This window comes from Allobosea sp. CCNWLY174 (assembly GCF_037120455.1).
Classification (GTDB): Bacteria; Pseudomonadota; Alphaproteobacteria; order Rhizobiales; family Beijerinckiaceae; genus Allobosea; species Allobosea lupini.
Window position 1 is genome coordinate 309,475 of record NZ_JBBBBQ010000005.1, and the last position, 25,016, is coordinate 334,490.

Below are 25,016 nucleotides of genomic sequence, written 5' to 3' on the forward strand. Positions count from 1 at the left end.
CGCATCGCCATCGCGTCCCGCGACGCGCCGGTCCGGTTTGCAAGATCGGCGCTTGGAACGGCTCGGCGCTCGTGGTCTAAGGACTGGAGGTCTTGCACAAGACTTCCATTCCTCGCGCCCGACCTGTTCCCTTGTCACCGCTCCTCGGCATCAGCCTCAAGCTGCTTTCGGCCCTGTCGTTCACGCTGATGTCGGCCGGCATCAAGACGCTGGCCTCGCGCTATCCGACCGGCGAGCTCGTCTTCTTCCGCTCGTTCTTCGCGCTGATTCCGCTGATCATCTGGCTGGCCTGGCGGCATGAATTCCCCGAGGCGCTCAAGACGAGCAATCTGCGCGGCCATCTCAAGCGCGGCGTCATCGGCTCGACCGGCATGTTCCTCGGCTTCGCCGCGCTGCATCTGCTGCCGCTCTCGGACGCGGTCGCGATCGGCTATGCCGCGCCGTTGATCGTCGTCGTGCTGGCGGCGCTGATCCTGAAGGAGCGCGTGCGCATCTATCGCTGGACCGCGGTCGCCGTCGGCTTCCTCGGCGTGCTCCTGATGCTCTCCCCGCATATGGGCGCGCAGGCCTTCGGCCACGGGCTCTCGGGCGGCCCGGCCATCGGCGCCCTGCTCGCGCTTGCCGGCGCCTTCTGCTCGGCCTTCGCCTCGATCGAGGTCCGGCTGCTGACCCATACCGAGAAGACCGGCGCCATCGTCTTCTATTTCATGTCGCTGACCTCGCTGCTCGGTCTGCTGACGCTCGCGCTCGGCTGGACCGTGCCTGACCTGAAGGACTTCATCCTGCTCGTCACCATCGGCGTGCTCGGCGGTCTCGGCCAGATGCTGCTGGTCCAGGCCTACCGCTATGGCGACGCCTCGCTGATCGCGCCGTTCGAGTATTCGACGATGATCTGGGCGACCGCGCTGGGCTGGTTCGTCTTCGGCGAATGGCCGGTCCAGGCGGTGCTCATCGGCTCGCTGATCGTGATCGCGTCGGGCATCTACGTCATCCTACGCGAGAAGCAGCTCGGCCTGCTCAAGAAAGAGACGCGCGAGGCCGGCCCGTCCCGCTCGGTCTGAAGCCACTCGACTTGCCGCCTGGAGCGATCCAAGGCATTGTCCGCTAAGACAAACCAATCGTTCTCTTTCCCAAACGGCACATTCTGGACGGGCAAGAGGAGCGACGGCAGGCATGAGCACAATGGGCATCGAAACCAGGGAACGTGGCGGCCGAGAGCTCGCATCCGGCGCGCAGGTGATTTCGGGCCAGCTCGGCAAGACCATCCAGCGGCTGCGCAAGGCCTACAACCTGTCGCTCTCCGAACTGGCCGAACAGTCCGGTGTCGCCAAGTCGATCATCAGCCAGATCGAGCGCAACGAGACCAATCCGACGCTGGCGACGATCTGGCGGCTGTCGCAGGCGCTCGACGTCTCGATCGAGCGCGTGCTCTCGAACAACGAGGAAGAGGCCTTCATCGAGAAGATCGCGCGGCCCGACACGCCGATCCTGGTCTCGGAGGACGGCAAGCTGCGCCTCGCCATCATCGGCTGGATCAAGACGGTCGAATGGCTGCAGTGGTACGAGGTCAGCGCCGAGCCGGGCGGCGAGCTCGATTCGGAAGGGCATCAGCGCGGCTCGATCGAATCGCTCTCGGTCAGCGCGGGCGAGTTCGAGGTCGATGTCGGCGGCATCACCCAGCGCGCCAAGGCCGGCGAGACCCTGCGCTATCGCTGCGACCGCCAGCACATCGTCCGCTGCATCGGCGACCAGCCCGGCACCGCCCTGATGGTCTGCATCCTCAAGGCCGCGGTGATGGACTAGACGCAGTCACGGCCACCGCCCCTGCGCCTTGACGAAGTCGACGAAGGCGCGGAGGGGCGCCGGCAGATGACGCCTGCCCGGATAGTACAGGAACGGCCCGGGGAAGCGCTCCCACCAGGATTCGAGAACGGGCTCCAGCGCGCCGTTGTCGAGATGAGGCCGCAGCCAGTCCTCGAAGAGCTGGATGACGCCGCTGCCCGCAATCGCTGCCTCGACGGCAAGGTCGATCGCAGCGCCGGCACGAACGATGAGCGGGCCGCTCGGCTCCACGCGGACGATCTCGCCGTCGCGCTCGAATTCCCAGGATGTCATCGCGCCGCTCGAGAAGCGGCCGCGCAGGCAGGCATGGCCCAGCAGGTCGCGCGGATGCTCAGGCCGCCCGCAGCGATCGAGATAGGCGGGCGACGCCGCCGTCGCAAAGCGCTGTTCGGCCGGGCCGATCGGCACCGCGATCATGTCCTGCTCCAGACGCTCGCCATATCTGATCCCGGCATCGCAGCCCGAAGCGAGCATGTCGACGAAGCTGTCCTCGGCGATCACCTCCAGAGTGATGTCGGGATAGGCGGCGAGAAAGGCCGGCACGATCCTGGGCAGCACGAGCCGCGCCGCGCTGACCGGCACGTTCAGCCTCAGCGTCCCGGCCGGCCGATCGCGGAAGCCGTTGACGACGTCGAGCGCCGCCTCGACCTCTCCGAGCGCCGGTCCCAGCCTGTCGAGCAGGCGGGCTCCCGCTTCGGTCGGCGCGACGCTGCGCGTGGTGCGGTTGAGGAGGCGCACACCGAGCCGCGCTTCGAGCCGCCGCACAGCCTCGCTGAAACTTGAGGCGCTGCCATTGCTGGCCCGCGCCGCATCGCGGAAGCCGCCGGCGCGCGCAACCGCGACGAAGGCCGTGAGGTCGCCAAGATCAGCCGCCATTGTTCGCTTTCCCGAACAGCCCATACCGATTGAGCTGCCTTATCCATTATATGCCGACCGCGTACATGCTCGGTCAAGCCAAAGGAGACAGGTCAATGACGGACATCGGCAAAGTCGGAACATTCACGCTCGGCACGCGTCGGGTGAAGCGCATGGGCTATGGCGCCATGCAACTGGCGGGGCCGGGCGTGTTCGGCCCGCCCAAAGATCGGCAGGCAGCTCTTTCAGTCCTGCGCGAAGCCGTCGCCAGTGGCGTCGACCACATCGACACCAGCGACTTCTACGGCCCGCACGTCACTAACCAGATCATCCGCGAGGCTCTCCACCCCTATCCGGACGATCTCGTCATCGTCACGAAGATCGGCGCAAAGCGCGGTGCCGGCGGCTCCTGGAATCCGGCTTTCTCCGCCGAGGAGCTGACCAGCGCAGTCCATGACAACCTGCGCAATCTCGGTCTGGATGCGCTCGACGTTGTCAATCTGCGCGTCATGTTCGATGTGCACGGGCCTGCCGAAGGCTCGATCGAGGCACCGCTTACCGCGCTCGCCGAATTGCAGCGCCAGGGCCTCGTCCGCCATATCGGGCTCAGCAACATAACTCCGACACAGCTGGCGCAGGGGCGCGGCATTGCCGAGATCGTCTGCGTGCAGAACCAATACAATCTGGCGCATCGGCATGACGACGCCCTGATCGATGACCTCGCCGCTGCCGGGATAGCCTATGTGCCGTTCTTCCCCCTCGGCGGCTTCACGCCGCTGCAATCGACCGCACTGTCCGATGTCGCCAAGGCGCTCGACGCGACCCCGATGCAAGTGGCGCTGGCTTGGCTCCTGCAGCGCGCGCCCAACATATTGCTGATCCCCGGCACGTCGTCGACCGCCCATCTGCGCGAAAATCTGGCGGCAGTGGAACTCCAGCTTCCGGCTGATGCGTTGAGCATGCTGGACCTGATCGCGGCAGGCGCAGCGACGGTCTGAGTATGGGGTCCGGCTAGCCCGCGGGTTTCGGCGGCCTCGCTGGCCCGTGCACCGCCGGCAGCGACTTCAGGTACTCAGCCATCGCCAGCCGGTCGGCATCCGACAATTGCGCCATGTTGCGAACCACTGCAGCCATCGAGCCGCCGACATTGTCGAAGCTCGGCGTGAAGCCGGTCTTGAGCAACTCGGCAATCTCGGCCTTGGACCATTTGCCGAGCCCGTCCTCGGCCTGGGTGATGTTCGGCACCCAGCCCTTGCCCTCGGGATCGGGACCGCCGGCAAAGCGCGTTGCCTGAACGATCGCGCCGAGCCGGTTGCGGCTGGAATGGCATTCGGCGCAGTGGCCGGGACCGTTCACCAGATAGGCGCCGCGATTCCATTCCTCGCTCTTGGAGGGATCGGCCTTGAACGGCGCGCCGTCGAAGAACAGCAGCTTCCAGCCGCCGACCAGGCGGCGGATGTTGAAGGGGAAGCCGAGCTCATGGGCCGGCGCCTTGCCCTCGACCGAGGGCAGCGTGCGGATATAGGCGAGGAGATCGGCCACCGCCTTGGCCGGCATCTGCCGGTAGGAGGTATAGGGAAAGGCCGGGTAATAGTGCTGGCCCGAGGGCGAGACACCCGCAGTCATCGCCTGGATGAAGTCGGCCGTGCCCCAGTTGCCGATGCCGTCACGCGTATGCGGCGAGATGTTCGGCACATGGAACTTGCCGAAGGGCGACTCCAGCACCAGCCCGCCGCCCAGCCTGCTCTTGTCGTCCTGCCCCGGCGTCGCATGGCAGGAGGCGCAGCCGCCGGCCGCGAACAGCAGCTTGCCGTTCTCGAGATCCGGCGCCGGCAGCGTGCCGACCTCGGGCCCAGGCGAGACCACACGTGGATCGGTGAGGACGAAGAAGCCGGCAACGCCGAACGCGATGAAGACCAGAAGCGTGATCAGCAGGCGGCGCATCGGTTCCTCATTCGGTTGTCCCGGGCAAACAACGCTCGTATCGCGACAGGGTTCGAGCCGAACCTCGCAGACACGAATGGAGCGGGCCTTCCCTCAAGGAAGCCCGCTCCTTCGATCAGGTCAAATCTGGCGGCTTGAAGCCGCCCGTCACTTCTTGATGCGGTAGGTCTCGTGGCAGGTGCCGCAATTCTTGGTGGCGTCACCAAAAGCGGTGCGGAAGCCGGCGAGATCGGTCACCGCAGCGCCCCTGGCGGCATCCGCCTCGAACTTGGCGAAAGCGGCCTTGAAACCGGCCTGGTCCTCCCAGATCTTCGGCGCCGCCGTGGTCTCGCCGCCGGTCTTGGCGCTGTCCGGATAGAGGCCCGGCATCTTCTTGGCGGCGTCGCCATAGACCTTGAATACCGCCTGCGCCTTGGCGGCATCGAACGGCGCCTCGCCCTTGGCCATCGCCGCGCCCTCGCGCGTCGCGGCGCCGACCGCCTTCATCGCGTCGCGCCGCTCGGAGATCGGGTTGGCCTGGGCCAGTACGGCGGAAATGCCGACGGCGAGACCGAGGGCGACGAAAGCAGAGCGAAGCATGCGTGGGAATCCTCCGGAAGGCAGCGCCGGACCCGGCGCTGTTTTGAACTCTTCCAGATCACCTGACGTGCACGACAGCGCCAAGTCGCATTGTCGTGAATCTCCTTGCAAGGAAGCAAACGCCTCCTTGCATCAAGAGAGATAGCCCGCCGCCTTCAACGTCGAGAACACCTTTGGTGGGGTCGCCGGCATGTCGATCGCCTTGATGCCGGCAGCGCGGTTCAGCGCATCGACCATGGCGTTCATCACCGCCGGGCAAGCACCAATCGCCCCGGCCTCGCCTGCGCCCTTCACGCCGAGGGCGTTGGTGACACAAGGCACATTGCGCGTCTCGAAATGGAAGTTCGGGATGTCGATCGCGCGCGGCAGGGCGTAGTCCATGAAGGTCGCGGTCAGCATCTGGCCGGACGAATCGAAGCGGATCTCCTCCATCAGCGCCTGGCCGATGCCCTGGGCCGCACCGCCGTGGACCTGCCCCTGCAGCATGATGGGGTTCAGCGTCACGCCGAAATCGTCGACCACGACATAGTTCTGGATTTCGGTGCCGCCGGTCGCCGGGTCGACCTCCAGCTCGACGACATGCGTGCCGTTCGGATAGGTCGCCTCCGGCGGCGTCCAGCTCTGATGCACGCTGAGCTGCTCGGCCTTGGCGCCGGGCAGGTTGGCGATCGCCTTGAGATCGAGCGCCTTGTCGGTGCCGACGATTCGCACGGCGCCGTCGACGATCTCGAGATCGCCCGGGGCGGCCTCGAGCGCCTCCGAGGCGAGGCTCTTGAGATTGTCCGCGAGGATGCCGGTCGCCGCATTCAGCGCCGCGCCGCCCACCGGGATCGAGCGCGAGCCGCCGGTGCCCGAGCCGGTCGCGATCCGGTCGGTGTCGCCCTGCACGACCTTGATGCGGTCGAGCGGGATGTCGAGATGCTGGGCGACGAGCTGCGAATAGGCGGTCTCGTGGCCCTGCCCGTTCGACTGGGTGCCGATCAGCACGGTGACGGTTCCGTCCTTCTCCAGGATCACAGTCGAGCTCTCCGGCCCGCCGCCGCCGCAGGCCTCGATATAGCAGGCCAGGCCGATGCCGCGGAGCTTGCCGGCCTTCTGCGAGGTCTTCAGGCGGCTCTTGAAGCCCTTCCAGTCCGCCACCTCCATGGCGCGGCGCATATGGCCCTCGAACTCGCCGGAATCGTAGACCGGCCCGGTCTGCGTCTTGTGCGGCATCTCGGCCGGCTTGACGAAGTTGAGCGCCCGCACCGCATCAGGACTCTTGCCGGTCTCGCGCGCGATCGCATCGACCAGACGCTCGATCAGATAGGCCGCCTCGGGCCGCCCGGCGCCGCGATAGGCATCGACCGGCGTCGTGTGGGTGAAGACGCCGCGGAAGCGGACATGCACCGCCGGGATATTGTAGCAGCCCGGCGTCATCGTCGTGCCGACCCAGGGGATGAAGGGCCCATACTGCGAGAGATAGGCGCCCATGTCGGCGGCGAGATCGACCTTGAGGCCGATGAACTTGCCGCGCTTGTCGAGCGCCATCGTCGCGGTGGTGAGATTGGCGCGGCCGTGGGTGTCTGCGAGGAAGTGCTCGGTACGGTCCGCGACCCAGCGCACCGGCCGCTTCAGCTTCTCGGCCGCGACCATGGTCAGCGGGTATTCGCGGTACATGAAGATCTTGGTGCCGAAGCCGCCGCCGACATCGGGGGTGATCACCCGGATGCGGGAGGGATCGACCTTGAGGATGTAGTTGGCGAGGATGTCGCGCGTGCCGTGGCTGCCCTGGCTGCCATGCGTCAGGGTCCAGCGCTTGGTCGCCTTGTCGTATTCGGCGATGCAGGCGCGCGTCTCCATGTAGTTGGAGGCGAGGCGGTTGTTGACGATGGTGATCGAGATCGTCCGGTCGGCCTTGGCGAAGGCCTTCTCCGTCCGCTCGCGATTGCCCTGCTCCGCCTCGAAGGCGACATTGCCGTCGCGATCTGACCAGACCTGCGGCGCTCCGCTCTCGAGCGCCTCGGCGATGCCCGTGATCGACGGCAGCGTCTCGAACTCGATCTCGATCGCCTCGGCGGCGTCGCGCGCCTGGTCGAGCGTCTCGGCGACGATGAAGGCGATGGCCTCGCCGACATGGCGCACCGTGTCGGTCGGCAGCACCGGCACCGAATTCGGCTTCACGTTCTTGCCGGAGATGTCCTTGATAAGCCCCTTGCAGGGGATGTCACCGAGATGCGCGACGTCCTCGCCGGTCAGGATCAGCTTGACGCCCTTGCGCTTCAGCGCCGCCTGCTTGTCGACGATCTTGAACTTGGCATGCGCGTGCGGCGAGCGCAGCACATAGGCGTGCAGAGCGCCCTCGACCGCGGTGTCGTCGGTATAGCGGCCGGTGCCGGTTGTCAGGCGCTGATCCTCGACCCGCCGCACCGGCTGGCCCATCCCGAACTTCATCGGACGCATCGGCAAACTTCCTTCGGATCACTCGAATGAGAAAGACTGGCGCAGGATAGCCGCGCCGTCACCCCAGTCCATATAGGGGGGCCGGGATGCGCCGGGCGCAAGCAGGCGGGACTTGAAACTCAGCGGATCATGCGCGCGGCGCTGTCTGCCATGCTCACCATCATGTTGTAGCTGGAGACGATCCGGTTGGCGTCGCCCGCCGCGCCCTTGCGGACGTCGCCCTTCGACTTGCCGAGCTTCTCGCGGAAATCGCGCAGGTTGCCGAGCCAGGAGCTGGCCGAGGAATCGATCATCGGCACGCCGGACGCATTCTTGTCCTTGAACGCGTCCATCTCCTTGATCGCGCCGGAATAGCCGGCGAGCGCCGTATCGAAGGCGGCCAGGTCGACGATCGGCTTCTCGTTGCTCGGCATCACGTCCATGACGGCACGGGCATTGATCATGATGTTGCGCAGCTGCCAGCGGGCCTGCCGGCCCTCGCTCGCCTCGATCGCGGCGAGTTCGCGCGCGTCGATGCCCTTCTTGTAGCCGTTGAGCTGATTGCCGAACACGGTCCGCTCGCGCAGGAAAGCCTCCGCCGCCGGCACCATCTTGGCATGCAGCTCGCGGCCCTCGGCGAGATTGTCGCCGCGATAGTCCTTGCGCTCGTAATAGCGCTCGGCCCGGGTGATCAGCGGCGCCAGCTCCTGATAGGCGGCGATATAGCGCTTCACGGCGGCGTCTAGCTCCGGCTGCGCCGGCGGCTGGCCGGCGGCCGCCTCGGCCTTGGCGATCTCGTCCTTCACGTCATAGAGGCTGTAGAGCCCGTAATCGATGTAGCGCTCCTTGCCGGTCGGGCCCTTCTTCAGGTCGACCCAGCTCTTGTAGCGATCCCAGGATTCGATCGCCCGGATCGTCCGGTTGGAGAGCGAGGTATAGGCATTCGACTTGGCGATCGCCGCCTGCAGCTCCGGATCCTGCGCCGGCTTCTTCGCTGCTGTCTGCGGGGCGGCCTGCGAAAAGGCGGGCGGCGCTGCGGACACGGAGCAAAGCAGGGCTGCCAGGGAGAGGCTCAGCAGGCGGGAGGCCTTCATAGGGCACCTTTGGTCGACCACGGCCGGATTTGAGGCCGCGCCACGTTATCGACGCTGGTGCCGCTGACCGCAACCGGAAGGCGATGCACCTCGTCGATACCTTCAAAGCCCTCATCCTGCGGAGCGCTTCTCAGGATGAGGGCTCAGCGGATGTCAGCGCTCTACGGATTCTCCCCGCATCGCCCAATCCTTGAAGCCGCCGATATAGTGGCTGTCGATGTCGAGCCCGGCCGCCTGCGCGAATTCCAGCGCCCGCAGCGAGCGCACCCCGGCGGCGCAGGAGAGCACGACGCGTTTGCCCGGCTCGTTCGGCAGGTCGGCAGGATCGAATTGCGACAGCGGCCGTGACACCGAGCCCGGAATGCGTCCGGCGGCGAACTCATGCGGCTCGCGCACGTCGACGATGAGGATCGAGCCATCGGCCAGGCCCGCCTTGACGGCATCGATGTCGAGGTCGTGTACGATCATGCTGCTGCTCGCGGTCGCTCAGTTCAGGAGCTTCACCAGATAGAGGCTGAGCGCCGGAAATGCCACGCAGATGCCGAGCCTGATCACGTCGGCGCCGACGAAGGGCAGCACGCCGCGATAGATCCGCGTCACCGGCACGTCGCGCGCCAGCGAGGCGACGACGAAGACGTTGAGCCCGATCGGCGGGCAGGTCATGCCGATGCCGACCACGATCAGCACGAGGATGCCGAACCAGATCGCGATGTCGTCGGTCGGCATGCCGAAATCGAGCGCCGTCACGATCGGGAAGAACACCGGCAGCGTCAGCAGGATCATGGCGAGTTCGTCCATCACGCCGCCGAGCACGATGTAGAACAGCAGGAGGCCGACCAGCACCGTATAGGGCGCCCAGCCGGAGGCCGCGATCATCTCCGCCGCCGCGGTCGGCACCTGCGTCAGCGCCAGGAAGGCGTTGAATACCTCTGCGCCGAGCAGGATGGCGAAGATCATCGCCGAGGTCTCGGCCGTCTGCAGGATCGCCTGCTTGACGCCGTCGAAGCCGAGCGTGCGCCGGAACAGGCCGATCGCCAGCATGATGAAGGCGCCGACCGACGCTCCCTCCGTCGGCGTGAAGACGCCGCCATAGATGCCGCCGACCACAATCACCGCGACCGTCAGCGCCGGGATGACACCGAGCAGCAGCGGCCAGCGCTCGCGCCAGGGCGTGCGCTCATGGGCGGGCGCGAGCGTGCCGTCGACGCGCGACATGATCCAGATGGTAATGCAGTAGAACGTCGCCGCCATCAGCCCGGGGATCAGCGCCGCCTGGAACAGCTTGGCGATGTTCTGCTCGGTCGAGATCGCATAGACGACGAGGATGACAGAGGGCGGGATCAGGATGCCGAGGGTGCCGCCGACCGCGGTCACGCCGCAGGCGAAGCCGGGATCGTAGCGATAGCTGCGCAATTGGGGCAGCGCGGCGCGGGCGAAGGTCGCGGTGGTCGCGACCGAAGAGCCGCAGATCGCGCCGAAGCCGGTGCAGGCCCCGATCATCGCCATGCCGAGGCCCCCGCGGCGATGGCCGACGAAGGCGGAAGCCGCCTTGAACAGGTCGCCCGCCAGCCCGGAACGCTCGGCGAAGGCGCCCATCAGCACGAAGAGCGGGATCACCGAGAGCGTGTAATTGGCGAAGATCTGATACGGCGTGGTGCGGATGTAGTTGAGGAAGGGCTCGAGCCCGTTGAGCTGGATATAGCCGGCGCTGCCGACGACCAGCATGGCGAGGCCGATCGGCAGGCGCAGCGCCATCAGCGCCAGCATGACGGCAAAGCCGGTGATCGCGAGATATGCGCCGCTCATCGGGGCTGCCTCATCAGGCGGCTGGCGCTGACGAAGGCGGCGAGCGCGACGAAGCCGGCGAGCACCGCGCAGAGCGCGATCGGCAGATAGGCCGGCAGCTGCAGCACCATGGTGTTCTCGCCGCTGGCGAGGGCCGAGCGCGCGCCGACGCCGAGCCGCCAGGCGATCAGCGCCATGGCGAGGCCGTAGACCACGTCCCAGAGCGCATCGATGCCGTCGCGCCAGCGCTGCGGCAGCTTCAGGGTGAAAGTGTCGACGAAGATGTTGCCGCGCTTCAATTGGCAGAGCGGCAGGAAGCAGAAGGCGGCGACCGCGGTCGCCATCTGCACCAGCTCGAAATCGCCTGGCACGCCGGCGGCGCCGACGAGATCGCTGCGCAAGGTCACGCTGACCACGACCATGGTCGCGACCGCGATCAGCAGCGCACCGCCGACGAGCGCGACCGTCTCCGCCACCGCGTCGATGCGCGATGGCGGCCGCTCTTCCCCTGCCCTGTCGGTCATCGCGTCAGGCGGCGTTCTGGTGCTTGGTCAGTGCGGCGCGAGCAGAGGCGAGCAGCTTCTCGCCGTCGAGGCCCTTGTCCTTGGCGGTCTTGAGCCAGCCCTCGATCACCGGCGCGGTCGCCTTCTGCCAGCGCTCGGCCTCGGCCTGCTCCAGCGTGACGATGCTGTTGCCGCGCTTCTTGACCATCTCGGAGACGACGACAGCCTGCTCGTCCCAGACCTTGCCGGCCATCGCCGCTGCCGCAGCGCCGGAGTTCTTGTCGATGATCGCCTTGAGGTCGGGCGCCAGGCCCTCGTACTTGGCCTTGTTCATGGCAAGCACGAAGGTCGCGACATAGAAGGTCGGCGAGCCTGGGATCTCGGTATGGTTCTTGACCAGCTCCTGGACCTTGATCGACGGCACGACCTCCCAGGGCACGACGCAGCCGTCGATGACGCGCTGCGCCAGCGATTCCGGCACCTGCGGGATCGGCATGCCGATGGCGTTGGCGCCGAGCGCGCGCAGCGCCTCGCCGGCGAGCCGGGTCGGGAAGCGCAGCTTGAGGCCCTTCAGGTCCTCCATCGTCTTCACCGGCTTGTTAGCGTGGATCAGCCCGTGATCATGCGCCCAGAAGCAGATCGGATGGACGTCCTTGAATTCGTCCTTGAGGTGCTCCGCGGCATAGTCGGTCAGCGCCAGCGAGTTCACCAGCGCCCGCTTGTTCGGCACGAACGGCAGTTCGAACGCCTCGATGCCGGTGAAGCGGCCGGGCGTGTTGCCGGGCAGCGTCCAGACGATGTCGACGACGCCGTCGCGAGCCTGATCGTAGAGCTGCGGCGGCGTGCCGCCGAGCTGCATCGACGGGAAGATGTCGATCTTGATCCGGCCGTTCGATTCGGCTCCGACCTTGTCCGCCCATGGCTTCAGGAACTTGGAATGCCCGTTCGCCACCGGCGGCAGGAAGTGGTGCATGCGCAGCGTCACTTCCTGGGCATTGGCGCGCGTGGCGCGCAGCACGGCGGGCGCAGCCACGGCCGAGCCGGCGAGCGTCAGGAATTTGCGGCGGTCAAAAGTCATTACATCCCTCCCCTGGGAAAAATCGGTGGTTGCGGTCGCCCCTGCCGCGGGCTTTCGGCGGCCTCGCCGCCCGTCCCGTCTCGCGTCTTGCACTATTGAGGTGGAAACCGGCCTGAACGCAAGCCGGGAGGCCGTCGCTGACGGCCTCCCGGTCATAATAGTTTCATCTGCAACCAATTGGCAAGCGGCGGAGACGCCGCGCCGGCTCAGGCCAGCGGCGGGATGCGCAGCACCCAGCCCGGCTGGATCAGGTCGGGATCCTTCACCGGCGGCGTGTTGGCCTTGACGATCTCGGTGTACTTGGCGCCCTTGCCCTTGCCGTAATGCTCCTCGGCGATCTTCCAGAGCGTATCGCCCTTCTTGACCGTGTAGAATACCGCGGCTGCCGCCTCCTTGTTGACGATCAGCTCCGATTCGACCGAGCCGACGCCGGCTGTGTTGCCGATCGCCAGGATGATCTTCTCGGCCTCCTCCGTGGTCATCGCCTTGCCGGAGACCTTCACCTTGTCGCCTGAGACGTCGATCTTGACGTCGGACGGCAGGCCATGGCCCGCCAGTTCCTTCTGCAACTGATCAGCCGTTGCCGCATTGGCCGAGCTCGACCCGAAGATCTTGGCGCCGGCTTCCTTGATGAAACTGAACAGACCCATGGCGTATTCTCCTCATGCGCTGGCCGCCCCGCCAGGATTGGCCGAACGATCGGGCTTCGCGCAACACGACAGCCTTGGAGCATGTTCTGGTCGCAAAAATGGCAATCACCTTGCGGAACATATCCCGAGGCGGGCAACACATGAAGCCGACTCGGAACGACAACTGCAAGACTAAACCGTCACGAGACCAAGCCTGACGACTGCCCTTCCCTCATGTCGCCGGCACTGGCAGAACGTTGCCAAGCTGGCAGGCTCCGCCATCGATACCCAGGAAAGGCCACCCATGACCGCCCTCTCCCTCGACCAGGCCAACGTGATCGTCGACGGCGCCCTGAAATACGCCCGCGAGAACGGGCTGAAGCCGCTCGCCATCGCGGTACTCGACGCCCGCGGCGCGCAGAAGTTCTTCCTGGCGCAGGACGGCACCAGCCTGAAGCGCGGCGAGATCGCGCTCGGCAAGGCCAATGGCGCGATCGCGCTCGGCGTCGGCCCGCGCACCCTCAACAAGATGGCGCTGGAGCGCCCGCACTTCATCAACGGCGTCGCTCTCTCGGTCGGCGGCCCGGTCGTGCCCGTGCCCGGCGGCGCGCTGATCCGCGATCCCGGCGGCAACCTCATCGGCGTCGTCGGCATCTCCGGCGACACCTCGGACAATGACGAGGCGGCGGCGCTCGCCGGCATCGCCGCCGCTGGGCTCACCGCCGAAACCGGCGGTTGAAAGCCCCATCCCGCATGCGATCGGGCCCGCCCGGCCTTGCGCGATGTCGCATTGCAAGGCCGGCGGATTTCCGGCAACGGGGGGCGATCGGCGGCCCTTGAAGCCGTCCTGAGGAACGAAGACCCATGAACATCGCCGCCACCATCGAGGGCGAGACCGTCGAGACCGACGCGCTGATCATCGGCGCCGGCCCCTGCGGCCTGTTCGCCGTGTTCGAGCTCGGCCTGCTCGACATCAGGGCCCATCTCGTCGACATCCTGCCCAAGGTCGGCGGCCAGTGCGCCGAGCTCTATCCGGAGAAGCCGATCTACGACATTCCCGGCTTCCCGCTCGTCACCGGCCAGGGGCTGGTCGACAACCTGATGGAGCAGATCAAGCCCTTCGGCGCGACCTTCCATCTCAACCAGATGATCGAGGCGGTCGAGGTGCTCGGCTCAGCCGAGGCCCCGCGTTTCCGCCTGCGCACCGATGGCGGCACGGTGTTCGCGGCCAAGACGGTGCTGATCGCCGCCGGTGGCGGCTCCTTCCTGCCCAAGAAGCCCCCGATTCCCGGCATCGAGGCCTATGAGGGCCGCAGCGACGGCGGCGGCGTGCACTATGCCGTGCGCAAGATGGAGGCCTTCCGCGGCCGCGAGATCTTGATCGTCGGCGGCGGCGATTCGGCGCTCGACTGGACGCTGAACCTGCAGCCGATCGCAAAGCGCGTGACGCTGATGCATCGGCGCGACGATTTTCGCGCCGCGCCGCATTCGGTCGAGCAGATGCGTGCCCTCGTCGCCTCCGGTGCGATGGATCTGCGGCTCGGCCAGGTCATGGGCCTCAAGGGCGAGGGCAACGAGCTGCACGGCGCGATCTGCCGTGACAATGCCGGCGTCGAGTTCGAGATCGCCTGCAACACGATGCTGCCCTTCTTCGGGTTGACGATGAAGCTCGGCCCGATCGCAGACTGGGGTCTCAACCTCCACGAGAACCTGATCCCGGCCGACACCGAGAAGTTCGAGACCAATGTGCCTGGCATCTTCGCCATCGGCGACATCAACACCTATCCCGGCAAGCTGAAGCTGATCCTCTCGGGCTTCCACGAGGCGGCGCTCGCCGCCCAGAAGGTCCACCGCTACGTCTATCCGGAGAAGCGGCTGACTTTCCAGTACACGACCTCGTCGAGCGCCCTGCAGAAGAAGCTCGGCGTGGCTTGAGCCCTCAGCGTCATTCTCGGGCGAAGCGAAGCGCAGACCCGAGAATCTCATGACGGGAAGGCGCTATTGGAGTCTGTTCCGGCCTGAGATGCTCGGCTCAAGGCCGAGCATGACGTTGCTTGCCCCTACCGCACCACCGATATCGCCGACGCGGACGGCAGCATCTCATGTGCGGCCATGTCGTGCGCCGGGCGCGAAACCGGCTCCGGCGGCACCGGCTGGATGCGCGTCGCCGGCGAGCCCGAGGGGCCGCTATGCGTCGGCGCTTCCGCGACCACGCCCTCCTCTTCCGGCGGCGTCACGCGGTCGCGCAGTTCGGCGATCGCCCCCTCGAGCGGATGGAAGCTGAAGCGGATCTTGTGCGTGCCCGCCGGAACCTGCACGGCGCGGAACAGGACATTCGCCTTGAGGATCTCGACCTCCTGGCCGTCGAGCTCGGCCTTCCACCAGGGGTGCCAGATGTCGTTCAGCACGACGAAGCCGGGCTGGGCGGTCGTGACCTCGATCTCGACCACCGTGTTGCGGTAGCGCTTGAGCTTGACCTCGGCATTGCTCGCGACCGGCCCTTCCGGCACGCCGGGCTCCGGCTCCTGGTCGAGCAGGACGACGCGCTGCGGGTCGGCCTCCGGCCATTTCCCGGCCGACTTCATCCCCTCGAAATCGGCAAGCTCCCAGCCGCCGACGAACATCACGCGCGGCAGCGCCCGCGGGTTCTCGTAGATGTAGCCGTCCTTGGTATAGGCGACGAGCTTGAGGTCGCCCTCGCGCAGCGAGCGGTCGACCTCACCGATCGGCACCCTGGTCGCGATGTAGCGCAGGCCGAGGAAATCGGCGAGGCGGCAGCGATAGGACGGGAACAGGGGCGTGAACACGCGCTCGCCCGGCGCCGCGATCGAATCGCGCGTGCCGACCGCATCCGAAAAGTCGGCCAGACGCAGCGGGTTGTAGCCGAGCGTATGATCGAAGCCGTGGATCATGCCGGCGTTGGGCCACTCGAAGCCCATGCCGAGCAGTTCGACCCGGTCGCGCCGGGCTGAATCCGACGGCTGCGCCGTCAGCTTCTTCAGCACGGCGACGGTCTCGTTCTTGGTCTCCGGCCGGAGCACGTCGTAGACCTCGGGCGCCAGCGCCGTAGCCTCGTTCGGACCGTTATTGGCAGCAAGGTCGGCAGCGACGACGCCCGTGATGAACAGGCTTGCGGCAAGCGGGGTCGCAGCGCCGCGCCAGCGCGTCAGCACCACGAGGAGCAGGAGCGCGCTGGCGAACCAGGCGGCAGCGGTCGCGCTCGGCAGCCAGGCCTGACCGAGATGGCCGGCCTGACGCGCCACCAGCAGGGCAACGCCGATCAGCAGCGCGATCGCACCGGCGCCGATGCCGAGATCGCGCCAGATCGCGCCCTGCTTCTCCTCGCTGAGCATGCGATGCAGCAGGTAGCCCGAGAGCACGGCCCCGAGTCCGCCGATCAGGAAGGTCGCATCGGCCGGCCGCCGGAACACCTTGACGCCCGGCAGATAGTCATAGGCCAGGTGGAACAGCGGCGTGTAGCGGCCGAGCGCGAACAGCACCATCAGCACGAACAGGATGGTGAAGGGCCGGATCGCCCTGTCCCAGAGCCAGCCGCGCGTCAGGCCCGGCACGATCAGCAGCAGGAAAGGCAACGCCCCCAGATAGACCTGCCCCATGTTTTTCGACAGGAAGAGCTCCTTGGCGTTCCAGTCCGGGGCGTAAGGTCCCCAGAATTCGACGGACGGGTCACGCACGCCGAACAGGTCGCCGACGAAGGCGGTCAGCAGCGAGGCCGGGTGCAGCGAGCCCCTGCCGGCTTCGACGAGATCAATGGCGGGGCGCGTCGTCGCCTCGGCGAAGAGCCAGGTCCAGAGCAGCGGCACCGCAATGGTGACGATCCCGGCGAAGCAAGCGGCCGCGATCGGCGCGAGACTTTCGCGCAACCCCGTCCAGCCCTCGGAGAGCCAGTAGGCCACAACCATGCCGATCAGGATATAGGCGCCGAGCAACGCGACCTGATCGGGCTCGAGCACCATCATCCCGGCGGAAAAGCCGGCGAGCAGGCCATAGCGCAGCGAGGCGCGCTGCAGCATCCGCGCCGTCAGCCAGAACGACAATCCGAAGAAGGCAAAGCTAGCGATCTGGCCGACATGCTGCACCCGCCAGGCGGCGGAGGCGCCGAAGGCGAAAACCAGCGCCGCGAGCAGCGCCCCGGCCGGATGCCAGTTGCGGTCGCGGAAGAACATCAGCATGGCGAGCCCGCCGACCAGCAGATGCGCCAGCACATAGGCATCGACCGCACGGAAGCTCGGCGAGGGATTGAACAGCGCCAGCAGGATCGCGGGCGAGAAGATCAGCGATTGCGGATCGGCGACCTGGGGCGAGCCGGCGAAGACGTTGTGGGTCCAGAACGGCGACTGGCCCGAGTGCAGGGCCTGCGCCAGGAACTGGATCTGCGCCTGGAAATGCGCCTTGGCGTCGAACGGAATCGTCACCGCTCCCGACAGCCAGGGCCAGCACAGCGCCCCCCAGGCGCAACAGAACAGCGCGGCCGCCAGCCAGTAGCTGGAGCCCGATCTCCACACGGTTTTCAACTGGACCCCCAAGGCCCCCGGCGCGCCCGGCGCGCATGATCACGCGCCGATCACGCCGATGTGATCACGTTCGACGATGATGGTTCCGCGATGAACCGAAACTGAATGAAACTGAACAGCGCGGATCGAGCGCCCGACTGTGGCCCGGCAGCGTCAACTTGCCGCGCCGTGCGAAGCCGGGTCAGCGCTTCTGCGCCACCCAGGCGGCGAGGACGCGCCGCTCGTCCGCGGTCATGCCCGACAGGTTGTTCGGCGGCATGGCGTGGGTCAGCACCGCCTGCACGCCGATGGCGCGGCGCTGGCGGGCGATCAGCTCGGGTTCGTGCAGGAAGACGCCCTTGGGCGCGATCTGCAGGCCAGGCCAGGACGGCTCCGGCGCATGGCACATGGCGCAGCGTCCGGTGACGATGTTGGCGACCTCCGGCGAGGACGGCACCAGGCCGGCGAGCATCATCGGCTTGGCCGGTTCCAGCGGCTTCAGCCCGAGACGCTCGCGACCTCCGGGCGAGGACGCCATCGCCACCCAGAAGGCGAGCCAGAGCGCAAGCGCCGCCACCGCCCAGGTCCACCACGGCGACTTGGCATGGTCGGCATGGCGAACATTGTAAAAATGCCGGATCAGTGCACCCGCGATGATGATCAGCGCGACCAGAACCGGGATCACCGCCGAATTGGCGTAGGTCACCGGGTAGTGGTTCGCCAGCATCAGGAACAGTACCGGCAGGGTGATGTAGTTGTTGTGCAGCGAGCGCTGCTTGGCCTGCTTGCCGTATTTCGGATCGGGCACCTCGCCGGCGACCATCGCAGCGATGGTCTTGCGCTGGCCGGGCATGATCACGAAGAAGACATTGGCCGACATGATCGTCGCCATCAGCGCCCCGGTATGAATCAGCGCGCCGCGCCCGGAGAAGACCGAGGCAAAGGCCCAGCTTGCGGCCACCACGTAGCCGAAGCCGAGCAGGCCGAGCACGACGTCGTTCTTGCCGAGCGGCGACTTGCAGAGCAGATCGTAGAAAAGCCAGCCCCCGGCCAATGCCGCGATGCCGATCGCGCCTGCCGCGATCGGCGAAAGTGCCATCACCGCCGGGTCGATCAGATAGAGCTCCGACTGGGCGTAATAGACCCAGACCAGCAGGAAGAAGCCCGAGATCCAGGTCCAGTAGGCCTGCCATTTGTGCCAGGTCAGCTCCTTCGGCAGGACCTCCGGCGCTACCAGGTATTTGCGCATCGCGTAGAAGCCGCCGCCATGGACCTGCCAGGCGAGAAACTGCGTCGGCTGACCGGCCTCGGTCCTGGGCGCATCCGGCGCGGCCCTCAGCGAGGCGTCCAAGTGGATGAAGAAGAAGGACGAGCCGATCCAGGCGATCGCCGCGATCACATGCAGCCAGCGCAGGAGCTGGCTGCCCCACTCCATCAGATAGGCTTCAAGCACGGACGGACTCCGGGTGGAGCGGTATGTGTGCGATTTGACAGGGCGGAATCCGGAAGGGAACTTGCATCACAGTTCAGACTAGGTTCGCAGCCTTGGAAGGCAAGCGTCATTCCAGCTGCTCAACGCAGCGTCAACGAGAGGTTCAGGGCTATGGGGCGTCTGTCGACGCATGTGCTCGATACGGTCAACGGCAGGCCGGCCGCGGGCGTCGCGATCGCGCTCGACGCGCTGCTGCCGGACGGTAGCCGCGAACGGATCGCCGACACCGTCACCAATGCCGACGGCCGCACCGATGCGCCTCTGCTCACCGGCAGGCTACCGGTCGGCAGCTATGAATTGACCTTCGCGATCGGCGACTATTTCCGCCATCTCGGCACGAAACTGCCTGAGCCGGCCTTCCTCGATCTCGTGCCGATCCGCTTCGCCATCGCCGAGCCGCAGGGCCATTATCACGTACCGCTGCTCGCTTCGCCCTGGAGCTATTCAACCTATCGCGGCAGCTGAAAACGCCTCATCGACAACGGCTTGCCGGCCGTTCTTGACTCTCGCTCGCATGGACTTGAATCATCTCATGAGCCCTTCCTACCCGCGCGACCTCGTCGGCTATGGCCGCACCCCTCCGCATCCGCACTGGCCGGGGCAGGCCCGCATCGCCTTGCAGTTCGTGGTCAATTACGAGGAGGGCGGCGAGAACAACATCCTGCATGGCGATGCCGCCTCGGAGGCCTTCCTCTCCGAAATCGTCGGTGCCGCGCCCTGGCCCGGCCAGCGCCATATGAACATGGAGTCGATCTACGAATACGGCTCGCGCGCCGGCTATTGGCGGCTGTGGCGGATGTTCACTGAGCGCAATCTGCCCGTCACGGTGTTCGCCGTCGCATCGGCCCTGCAGCGCTATCCGCAGATCGTTGCCTCGATGCAGGAGGCCGGCTGGGAGATCGCGACCCACGGCCTGAAATGGATCGACTATCGCGACGCACCCGCAGAGCTCGAGCGCGAGCACATCCTCGAGGCGATCCGCATCCAGACCGAGCTCGCCGGGACCCGTCCGCTCGGCTGCTATCAGGGCCGCACCTCGGTCAACACCATTCCGCTGACCATGGCGGAAGGCGGCTTCCTCTACACCGCCGACGTCTATGCCGACGAATTGCCCTATTGGCTGCAGGGGCCGCATGGCCCGCAGCTCGCCGTCCCCTATACGCTCGACGCCAACGACATGCGCTTTGCGACGCCACAGGGCTTCAACAGCGGCGACCAGTTCTTCGCCTATCTCAAGGACTCGTTCGACACGCTCTATGCCGAGGGCGAGACCGCGCCGAAGATGATGTCGGTCGGCCTGCATTGCCGGCTCGTCGGCCGGCCCGGCCGGGCCGCCGCGCTCGCCCGCTTCCTCGATTACGTCCACAGCCATGATCGCGTCTGGGTCGCGACGCGGCTCGACATCGCCCGACATTGGGTCAGGACACATCCGCCGGAAGGGGGCTACAGGCCCTCGCGGCTGCCTCGGGCGCTTTTCGTCGAGGTCTTTGGCCGGGTCTTCGAGCATTCGTCGTGGATCGCCGAGAAGGCCTACGCGGCTGGCATCAATGCGAAGCACGACTCCGCCGATGCGCTCCACTCCGCAATGTTCAGGGTCGTGCGGGAAAGTCCGCGCGAAACCCAGATAGCCTTCCTGAAACAGCACCCCGACCTTGCCGGCAAGATCGCCGCCGCCGGCGAGTTGACCGCGGAATCGGCGGACGAACAGGGCTCGGCCGGTCTCGACCGCCTGACATCCGACGAGCGCGCCCGTTTCACCGCTCTGAACGAAGCGTACAAGGCGAGGTTCGGCATCCCCTTCATCCTGGCCGTCAAGGGACTGACGAAGGCCGACATCCTCGCGAACTTCGAGGAACGGATGGCGAGCACGCCACAGCGCGAATTCGAGACCGCCCTCGCGCAGGTCGAGAAGATAACCTTGCTGCGGATGCGCGATTTAATGCCCTCTGGCTAGAGCGCGTTCGTCTTCTTTCGCCCCGCCGGATCGACCATCCGCGCCAGCCACCACGTCGTACCGGCGGGGTCCTTGACCCCGCCGCGGCGATCGCCGTCCCCCTTCTCTTCCGGCGCCTGGATCAGCGTGCCGCCAGCCGCCACAGCCTTCGCGATCAAAGCGTCGGGGTCGGCCACATAGACATGGACATGGGATTCCGGCCCGCCCGGCGCCTGCCCGAGCATCACGATCGAATCGTCGATCCTGAACTCGGCATGCATGATCCCGCCATCCTCGCGCCGGGCGATAAAGCTGGGATCAGCTCCGAAGACGGCCTTGGCGAAAGCGAGCGCCTGCTCGGCATCGGTGACCATGAGATAGGGCGAGACCGCGTTGTGCCCTTCCGGCTTGTGCATGGGTTCCTCCTGTTTCCACACAGGAAACTTGCCCAGCCGCCGGCTGTTCCGGCCACCTACAATCCGCTGACCAGATGCCCGCCATCGACCGCGACGACCGCGCCGGTCATGTAGCGGCCGGCCTCCGAGCAGAGCAGCAGGAGCGGCCCGTCGAGATCATCGAGCTCACCGGCCCGGCGCATCGGGATGCGCTTCTTCAGCGCCTCGCCGGCTTCCCCTGCGAAGAACGCGCGATTGATGTCGGTGACGATGTAGCCCGGCGCCAGCGCGTTGACTCTGATCTTGTGCCGGGCCCATTCCAGCGCCAGCGCCTTGGTCATCTGGATCAGCCCGGCCTTGGAGATCGCATAGGGTGCGACCTTGCCGGCGACGCGCTCGCCCAGGATCGAGGCGATGTTGACGATCGCCCCGCCGCCGTCCTGTTCCACCATAAGCTTCGCCGCCGCCTGCGCCGCAAAGAAGCAGCCCTTCAGGTTGACGTCGATCTGGCTGTCCCACTGCGCCTCGCTGACCGAGAGCGCAGCTTCCGTCTCGCCGACGCCGGCATTGTTGACCAGCACGTCGAGCCCGCCGAGCAGCCTGGCAGCCTCGGCGACGCCTGCCTCGATCACCTTGGCCGAACTCACATCGAGCGCGAGCGGCAAGACCTTGCCCCGCAAGCTCTCGCACTCACGCGCCAGTTCCTCAAGTCGCTCGGTCCGGCGCGCCGCAGCCACCACATGCGCTCCCTTCCCCGCGAGCAGCCGGGCGAAATGCGCCCCTAACCCCGAGGAAGCGCCCGTCACCAGAACCCGCTTGCCCTTGAGATCCTCGAACATTCCGCGTGTCTCCCTGCCGATGGAAGGGACAATGCCGCGCGGCGATGGTCAACCTCGCCGCAGCGGAACCCCGCCGCGGCCGAGGCGTTTCCTGCCGAGTAACGTTCCGGACGGGGGATACCCATGTTTCGCATTCTGCTGGTGATCGCGGTCATCGCGATCGGCTACGATGCCATCGTCCACCAGGGCGCCTACACGCGCGACCTCTGGTACAAGGCCGTCGGCGCAACCGAGCGCGTCGTCGACGAGGCCAAGCGCGTCGGCGAGCGGGCTCCGGACGAGCCGCCGCGCTCGCAGATGAATTGAGCGTCAGCGCTCCCACGCCGTCATGCTCGCCCTTGTGGCGAGCATTCACGTCTTGAACGAGGCCTTCGACCTTCAAAGACGTGGATGGTCGGGACGAGCCCGACCATGACGGGAAAGGGCAGCGCCTACGCCGCCTCCCTCGCCAACGCCGCCCGCTCGACCTCCCCGGCGATGGCATCGAGGAGCGCCGTCTCGTCGCCGGCCAGGCCCTCCATCGCCGCCATGCGGGCGAGCACGGTCGCGGCGACCTTCTCCTCCACCGTATCCTCGGCATAGGCATAGAAGATCGTCGCGTGCTGGCCGTCGCGATGGCAGCGCCCTTCGATCTGCTGCAGCTGGATCGCACTGTGCCGGAGGTCATGGACGACCAGTGCCCGCTCGCGTTCGCCGCCAGGCATCTCGGCCCGGTGCAGCGAAATCGACTCGGTCACGGTGAAGACGACGGCGTCGAGCCTGCCGGTCTGGAAGGCGATCCGCGTCTCCTCATTGGCTTCGCCGGAATGCTCGCCGGTGATCGAGCCGACGCGCCAGCCCCTGCCCGCAACCTTCTCGGCCAGCATCGCCCCGGTTTCGAGGAAGGCGACGGAGATCGCGACCTGCTCGTCATTCTCCAGCAGATCCTGGCAGAATTCGGCCGTGCCGGCGGTGCGCAGCAGGCTCGCCTTCTGGCGAAAGCGCAGATCAGCGGCCCAGCCGGCGGGCTTCCGGGTCGAACCGCCGGCGAGGCCGAGTTCGCGCCGGAATTCGCGCCAGGTCGCGTCGTAGAGCTTGCGCTCGGCGCTATCGAGCGCAACGGGAGCGAGCTCGCGCTGCACCTCCGGCCAGCCGGCGATCTCCTCCGGCCGGCGACGCAGGCCGATGGCGTTGGCGCCGCGATAGAGCAGGTCCGCCATCACCTTTCGGTCGCTCTCGTTCGGCTCCCAGCTCCAGTTCTTCCAGCGCCCCTTGGCCTTGCCGATCTTCAGCCGCTTCATCAGCGCCCGGAAACCGTCGAGATCGCCGCCCGGCGCGCCCGTCGCCTCGGCGAGCAATCGCGCAAGATAGGAGAGTTCGTGCGGAGCCTGCCCCGCCGTCGCGCTCATATAGATCGTGAACTGCGCAGCGGCCGCCATCTGCCGGCAGACCAGCCCCTGCTGCGAATTCGGATTGCGGATGCGATGGGCCTCGTCGATCACGACCAGCGGCCAAACCCGCTTCGGCGTGCCGTGCTTGGCGAGCTCGTTGTTCTTCGCCCGGGTCGAACGCTTGTTCGAGGCCGGCGGTGGCGCGAGCAGCGACTTCGTCCGCTCGAAGTTCATCAAGGTCAGCTTCTTCGCCGGCAGGCCGGCATGGGCGATGGTGCGCCGCCATTGCGGAATCGCGCCCTTCGGGCAGATCACCAGCACCTCCTGCTCGGGCATGGCCGAGATGGCGAGCCAGGCCGAGAGCGTCTTGCCGAGCCCGGTGAGGTCACCAAGCAGGAAGCCGGGCTTGCCCGCTGCCCGCGCCGCCAGGATCGCCTCGCGCGCGACGAGCTGGTGAGGATGCGGCACCATGATCTCGGGCGCATCGGCCTTCACGGGAACGCTCATGCCTGCCGGGCCTCGGGAGCCGGAGCCCGCTCGGTCGCCATCGCTGCCAGCACATCGGCGTGCTGCAGCTCCTCGATCAGCACGCTCAAGAAATTGGTCACCACCTTGGGCAAGGCCCGGCCCGACATGCTCTGGATCTGCAGGCTGCGCGGCGGCAGGTCGCCATCCCGGAGCGGCAGCGCCACCACCGAGCCGTCGCGGATCGAGGCGCCGAAGGCGATCGAGCTCGCGAACATCACCGCGCCGCCGAGCTTGCAGAAATGCCCGAGCCCCGCGACGTTGGTCGAGACCAGCACCGGCTCGACGGTAAGGCCCCGCGCCGAGAAATAGATGTCGACGATCTTGCGTACCGTCGCCTCGCTGTCGAGCACCGCGACCGGGTGGACGAAGATGTCCTCGATCCGGATCGATTCCTTGCCCGCCAGCGGGTGGTGCGGCGCGACGAAGGCATAGGTCCGCGCCGCGCATTGCCAGTTGATGGTGACGCCGCGCTCCTGCTGCAGCACGAAGGTCAGCCCGAGGTCGATCGCCCCGGTGCGGACATGCTCGGTGACGACCTGCGGCGACATCACCTTGACGTCGAAGGCGACGTCCGGGTGCTGCTGGCGGAAGGCGTAGATCACCTCCGGAATGAAGCTGACCGCAAAGCCCTCGGTGACGCCGAGCCGGATCAGGCCCTTGCTGGCACCGCGCAGTTCGCGGATCTCGCTGACGACCTGCTCGCTCTCCAGTTCGAGCCGCTGCGCGTAGGCCGCCAGCGTCTGGCCGGCCTGGGTCAGGATCATGCCGTGCGAGCGCCGCTCGAACAGCGCCGCGTCCAGCTCCTTTTCGAGATTGGCGATCTGGCGGCTGACGGCCGAGCCGGCGACGCGCAGGCGCTGCGCCGCGGCGCTGATCGAGCCGGTCCGCACCACCGCCAGGAAATACCGCAAGGCCGGAGTCTGCACGTCATGAACCTCGGCTACCACTTCCGACATGCTCAGCCCTCATCCTGAGGAGCGATCGCAGATCGCGTCTCGAAGGATGCTCCAGCTGGTTCCGGAGCGTCCTGGAGCATCCTTCGAGACGCCGCTGACGCGGCTCCTCAGGATGAGGGCTGAGAAGATGGCTGCCGTAGCAAGGCATTGCCGTCTCGGCAACGATCCTTTCGATTCATTCTTATGGCGGCAAGCACGAAGCTGTGCAGAGTTTGTGTCGCCGGCGTGACGGTGGCCCGAGGCTGCCCGCCGAACGAGA

General features: G+C 66.8%; 24 protein-coding genes. 8 read left to right on the top strand and 16 right to left on the bottom strand.

Annotated elements, in window-relative coordinates; all coding sequences use genetic code 11:
* Positions 1-131 precede the first annotated feature (131 nt).
* Entirely contained in the window at positions 132-1,061 is a 930-nt protein-coding gene (locus V7S63_RS17685) for a DMT family transporter (RefSeq protein WP_091843277.1), read from the top strand.
* Positions 1,062-1,182: 121 nt separating this feature from the next.
* Entirely contained in the window at positions 1,183-1,803 is a 621-nt protein-coding gene (locus tag V7S63_RS17690; RefSeq protein ID WP_091843280.1) for a helix-turn-helix domain-containing protein, read from the top strand.
* 6 nt (positions 1,804-1,809) lie between these two features.
* Here the strand turns inward: V7S63_RS17690 and V7S63_RS17695 are convergent, their stop codons facing one another.
* Positions 1,810-2,718, bottom strand: a complete 909-nt coding sequence (locus tag V7S63_RS17695; protein WP_091843285.1) for a LysR family transcriptional regulator — start codon at positions 2,716-2,718, stop codon at positions 1,810-1,812.
* 95 nt (positions 2,719-2,813) lie between these two features.
* Between V7S63_RS17695 and V7S63_RS17700 the strand changes: the two genes are divergently transcribed.
* On the top strand, positions 2,814-3,695 hold the full coding sequence (locus tag V7S63_RS17700; RefSeq protein WP_336531177.1) for an aldo/keto reductase family oxidoreductase: 882 nt from the start codon (positions 2,814-2,816) through the stop codon (positions 3,693-3,695).
* A gap of 13 nt (positions 3,696-3,708) precedes the next feature.
* Here V7S63_RS17700 and V7S63_RS17705 read toward each other — a convergent pair whose 3' ends face one another.
* The 9 genes from V7S63_RS17705 to lysM form a co-directional block, all read right to left on the bottom strand.
* Positions 3,709-4,641 carry a cytochrome c gene (locus V7S63_RS17705; protein ID WP_336531152.1) on the bottom strand — a complete coding sequence of 311 codons (933 nt, stop codon included), beginning with the start codon at positions 4,639-4,641 and terminating at the stop codon, positions 3,709-3,711.
* A gap of 147 nt (positions 4,642-4,788) precedes the next feature.
* A complete protein-coding gene (locus V7S63_RS17710) occupies positions 4,789-5,220 on the bottom strand; it encodes a c-type cytochrome (protein WP_336531153.1) in 432 nt (143 codons plus the stop codon).
* A 132-nt stretch (positions 5,221-5,352) separates the two neighbouring features.
* Positions 5,353-7,662 (bottom strand): xanthine dehydrogenase family protein molybdopterin-binding subunit, encoded by a 2,310-nt coding sequence (locus tag V7S63_RS17715; RefSeq protein ID WP_336531154.1) that lies wholly within the window; start codon positions 7,660-7,662, stop codon positions 5,353-5,355.
* 119 nt (positions 7,663-7,781) lie between these two features.
* Entirely contained in the window at positions 7,782-8,735 is a 954-nt protein-coding gene (locus tag V7S63_RS17720; RefSeq protein ID WP_336531155.1) for a YiiG family protein, read from the bottom strand.
* A 153-nt stretch (positions 8,736-8,888) separates the two neighbouring features.
* The gene (locus V7S63_RS17725) at positions 8,889-9,203 is read right to left on the bottom strand and encodes a rhodanese-like domain-containing protein (RefSeq protein ID WP_336531156.1); all 315 of its coding nucleotides are present in this window, start codon (positions 9,201-9,203) and stop codon (positions 8,889-8,891) included.
* An 18-nt stretch (positions 9,204-9,221) separates the two neighbouring features.
* Positions 9,222-10,541, bottom strand: a complete 1,320-nt coding sequence (locus tag V7S63_RS17730) for a TRAP transporter large permease (RefSeq protein ID WP_336531157.1) — start codon at positions 10,539-10,541, stop codon at positions 9,222-9,224.
* Positions 10,538-11,044, bottom strand: coding sequence for a TRAP transporter small permease (locus V7S63_RS17735; protein WP_091843319.1), 507 nt, complete (start codon positions 11,042-11,044; stop codon positions 10,538-10,540). Before V7S63_RS17735 ends, V7S63_RS17730 begins: the two co-directional genes overlap by 4 nt.
* Positions 11,045-11,048: 4 nt before the next feature.
* The gene (locus V7S63_RS17740; RefSeq protein ID WP_091843324.1) at positions 11,049-12,101 is read right to left on the bottom strand and encodes a TRAP transporter substrate-binding protein; all 1,053 of its coding nucleotides are present in this window, start codon (positions 12,099-12,101) and stop codon (positions 11,049-11,051) included.
* 206 nt (positions 12,102-12,307) lie between these two features.
* The gene (lysM, locus tag V7S63_RS17745) at positions 12,308-12,751 is read right to left on the bottom strand and encodes a peptidoglycan-binding protein LysM (protein ID WP_091843329.1); all 444 of its coding nucleotides are present in this window, start codon (positions 12,749-12,751) and stop codon (positions 12,308-12,310) included.
* A 283-nt stretch (positions 12,752-13,034) separates the two neighbouring features.
* On the opposite strand from lysM, the gene V7S63_RS17750 reads away from it, so the two are divergent.
* Both V7S63_RS17750 and V7S63_RS17755 read left to right on the top strand, forming a co-directional pair.
* The gene (locus V7S63_RS17750; protein ID WP_336531158.1) at positions 13,035-13,469 is read left to right on the top strand and encodes a GlcG/HbpS family heme-binding protein; all 435 of its coding nucleotides are present in this window, start codon (positions 13,035-13,037) and stop codon (positions 13,467-13,469) included.
* A 125-nt stretch (positions 13,470-13,594) separates the two neighbouring features.
* A complete protein-coding gene (locus V7S63_RS17755; RefSeq protein ID WP_336531159.1) occupies positions 13,595-14,665 on the top strand; it encodes an NAD(P)/FAD-dependent oxidoreductase in 1,071 nt (356 codons plus the stop codon).
* Positions 14,666-14,790: 125 nt separating this feature from the next.
* Here V7S63_RS17755 and V7S63_RS17760 read toward each other — a convergent pair whose 3' ends face one another.
* Together V7S63_RS17760 and V7S63_RS17765 are read right to left on the bottom strand one after the other, a co-directional pair.
* A complete protein-coding gene (locus tag V7S63_RS17760; protein ID WP_336531160.1) occupies positions 14,791-17,265 on the bottom strand; it encodes a hypothetical protein in 2,475 nt (824 codons plus the stop codon).
* Positions 17,266-17,446: 181 nt separating this feature from the next.
* On the bottom strand, positions 17,447-18,679 hold the full coding sequence (locus V7S63_RS17765; RefSeq protein ID WP_336531178.1) for a urate hydroxylase PuuD: 1,233 nt from the start codon (positions 18,677-18,679) through the stop codon (positions 17,447-17,449).
* A gap of 168 nt (positions 18,680-18,847) precedes the next feature.
* On the opposite strand from V7S63_RS17765, the gene uraH reads away from it, so the two are divergent.
* Together uraH and puuE are read left to right on the top strand one after the other, a co-directional pair.
* Positions 18,848-19,201, top strand: a complete 354-nt coding sequence (gene uraH / locus V7S63_RS17770; RefSeq protein WP_091843344.1) for a hydroxyisourate hydrolase — start codon at positions 18,848-18,850, stop codon at positions 19,199-19,201.
* A gap of 67 nt (positions 19,202-19,268) precedes the next feature.
* Positions 19,269-20,690: an allantoinase PuuE gene (gene puuE, locus V7S63_RS17775; protein WP_336531161.1), complete on the top strand. Its 1,422-nt coding sequence runs from the start codon at positions 19,269-19,271 to the stop codon at positions 20,688-20,690.
* Here puuE and V7S63_RS17780 read toward each other — a convergent pair.
* Together V7S63_RS17780 and V7S63_RS17785 are read right to left on the bottom strand one after the other, a co-directional pair.
* Complete coding sequence (locus V7S63_RS17780; RefSeq protein ID WP_336531162.1) at positions 20,687-21,085, bottom strand: VOC family protein; 399 nt, start codon at positions 21,083-21,085, stop codon at positions 20,687-20,689. The two genes, puuE and V7S63_RS17780, sit on opposite strands and share 4 nt — an antisense overlap.
* Before the next feature lie 56 nt (positions 21,086-21,141).
* Positions 21,142-21,903, bottom strand: coding sequence for an SDR family NAD(P)-dependent oxidoreductase (locus V7S63_RS17785; RefSeq protein ID WP_336531163.1), 762 nt, complete (start codon positions 21,901-21,903; stop codon positions 21,142-21,144).
* Between the two features lie 123 nt (positions 21,904-22,026).
* Between V7S63_RS17785 and V7S63_RS17790 the strand changes: the two genes are divergently transcribed.
* Positions 22,027-22,209, top strand: coding sequence for a hypothetical protein (locus V7S63_RS17790; RefSeq protein ID WP_091843359.1), 183 nt, complete (start codon positions 22,027-22,029; stop codon positions 22,207-22,209).
* Positions 22,210-22,334: 125 nt separating this feature from the next.
* Here the strand turns inward: V7S63_RS17790 and V7S63_RS17795 are convergent, their stop codons facing one another.
* A complete protein-coding gene (locus tag V7S63_RS17795) occupies positions 22,335-23,780 on the bottom strand; it encodes an SNF2-related protein (RefSeq protein WP_336531164.1) in 1,446 nt (481 codons plus the stop codon).
* Positions 23,777-24,757 carry a LysR family transcriptional regulator gene (locus V7S63_RS17800; RefSeq protein WP_336531165.1) on the bottom strand — a complete coding sequence of 327 codons (981 nt, stop codon included), beginning with the start codon at positions 24,755-24,757 and terminating at the stop codon, positions 23,777-23,779. The genes V7S63_RS17795 and V7S63_RS17800 overlap by 4 nt, the downstream gene beginning before the upstream one ends.
* Positions 24,758-25,016: the final 259 nt, after the last annotated feature.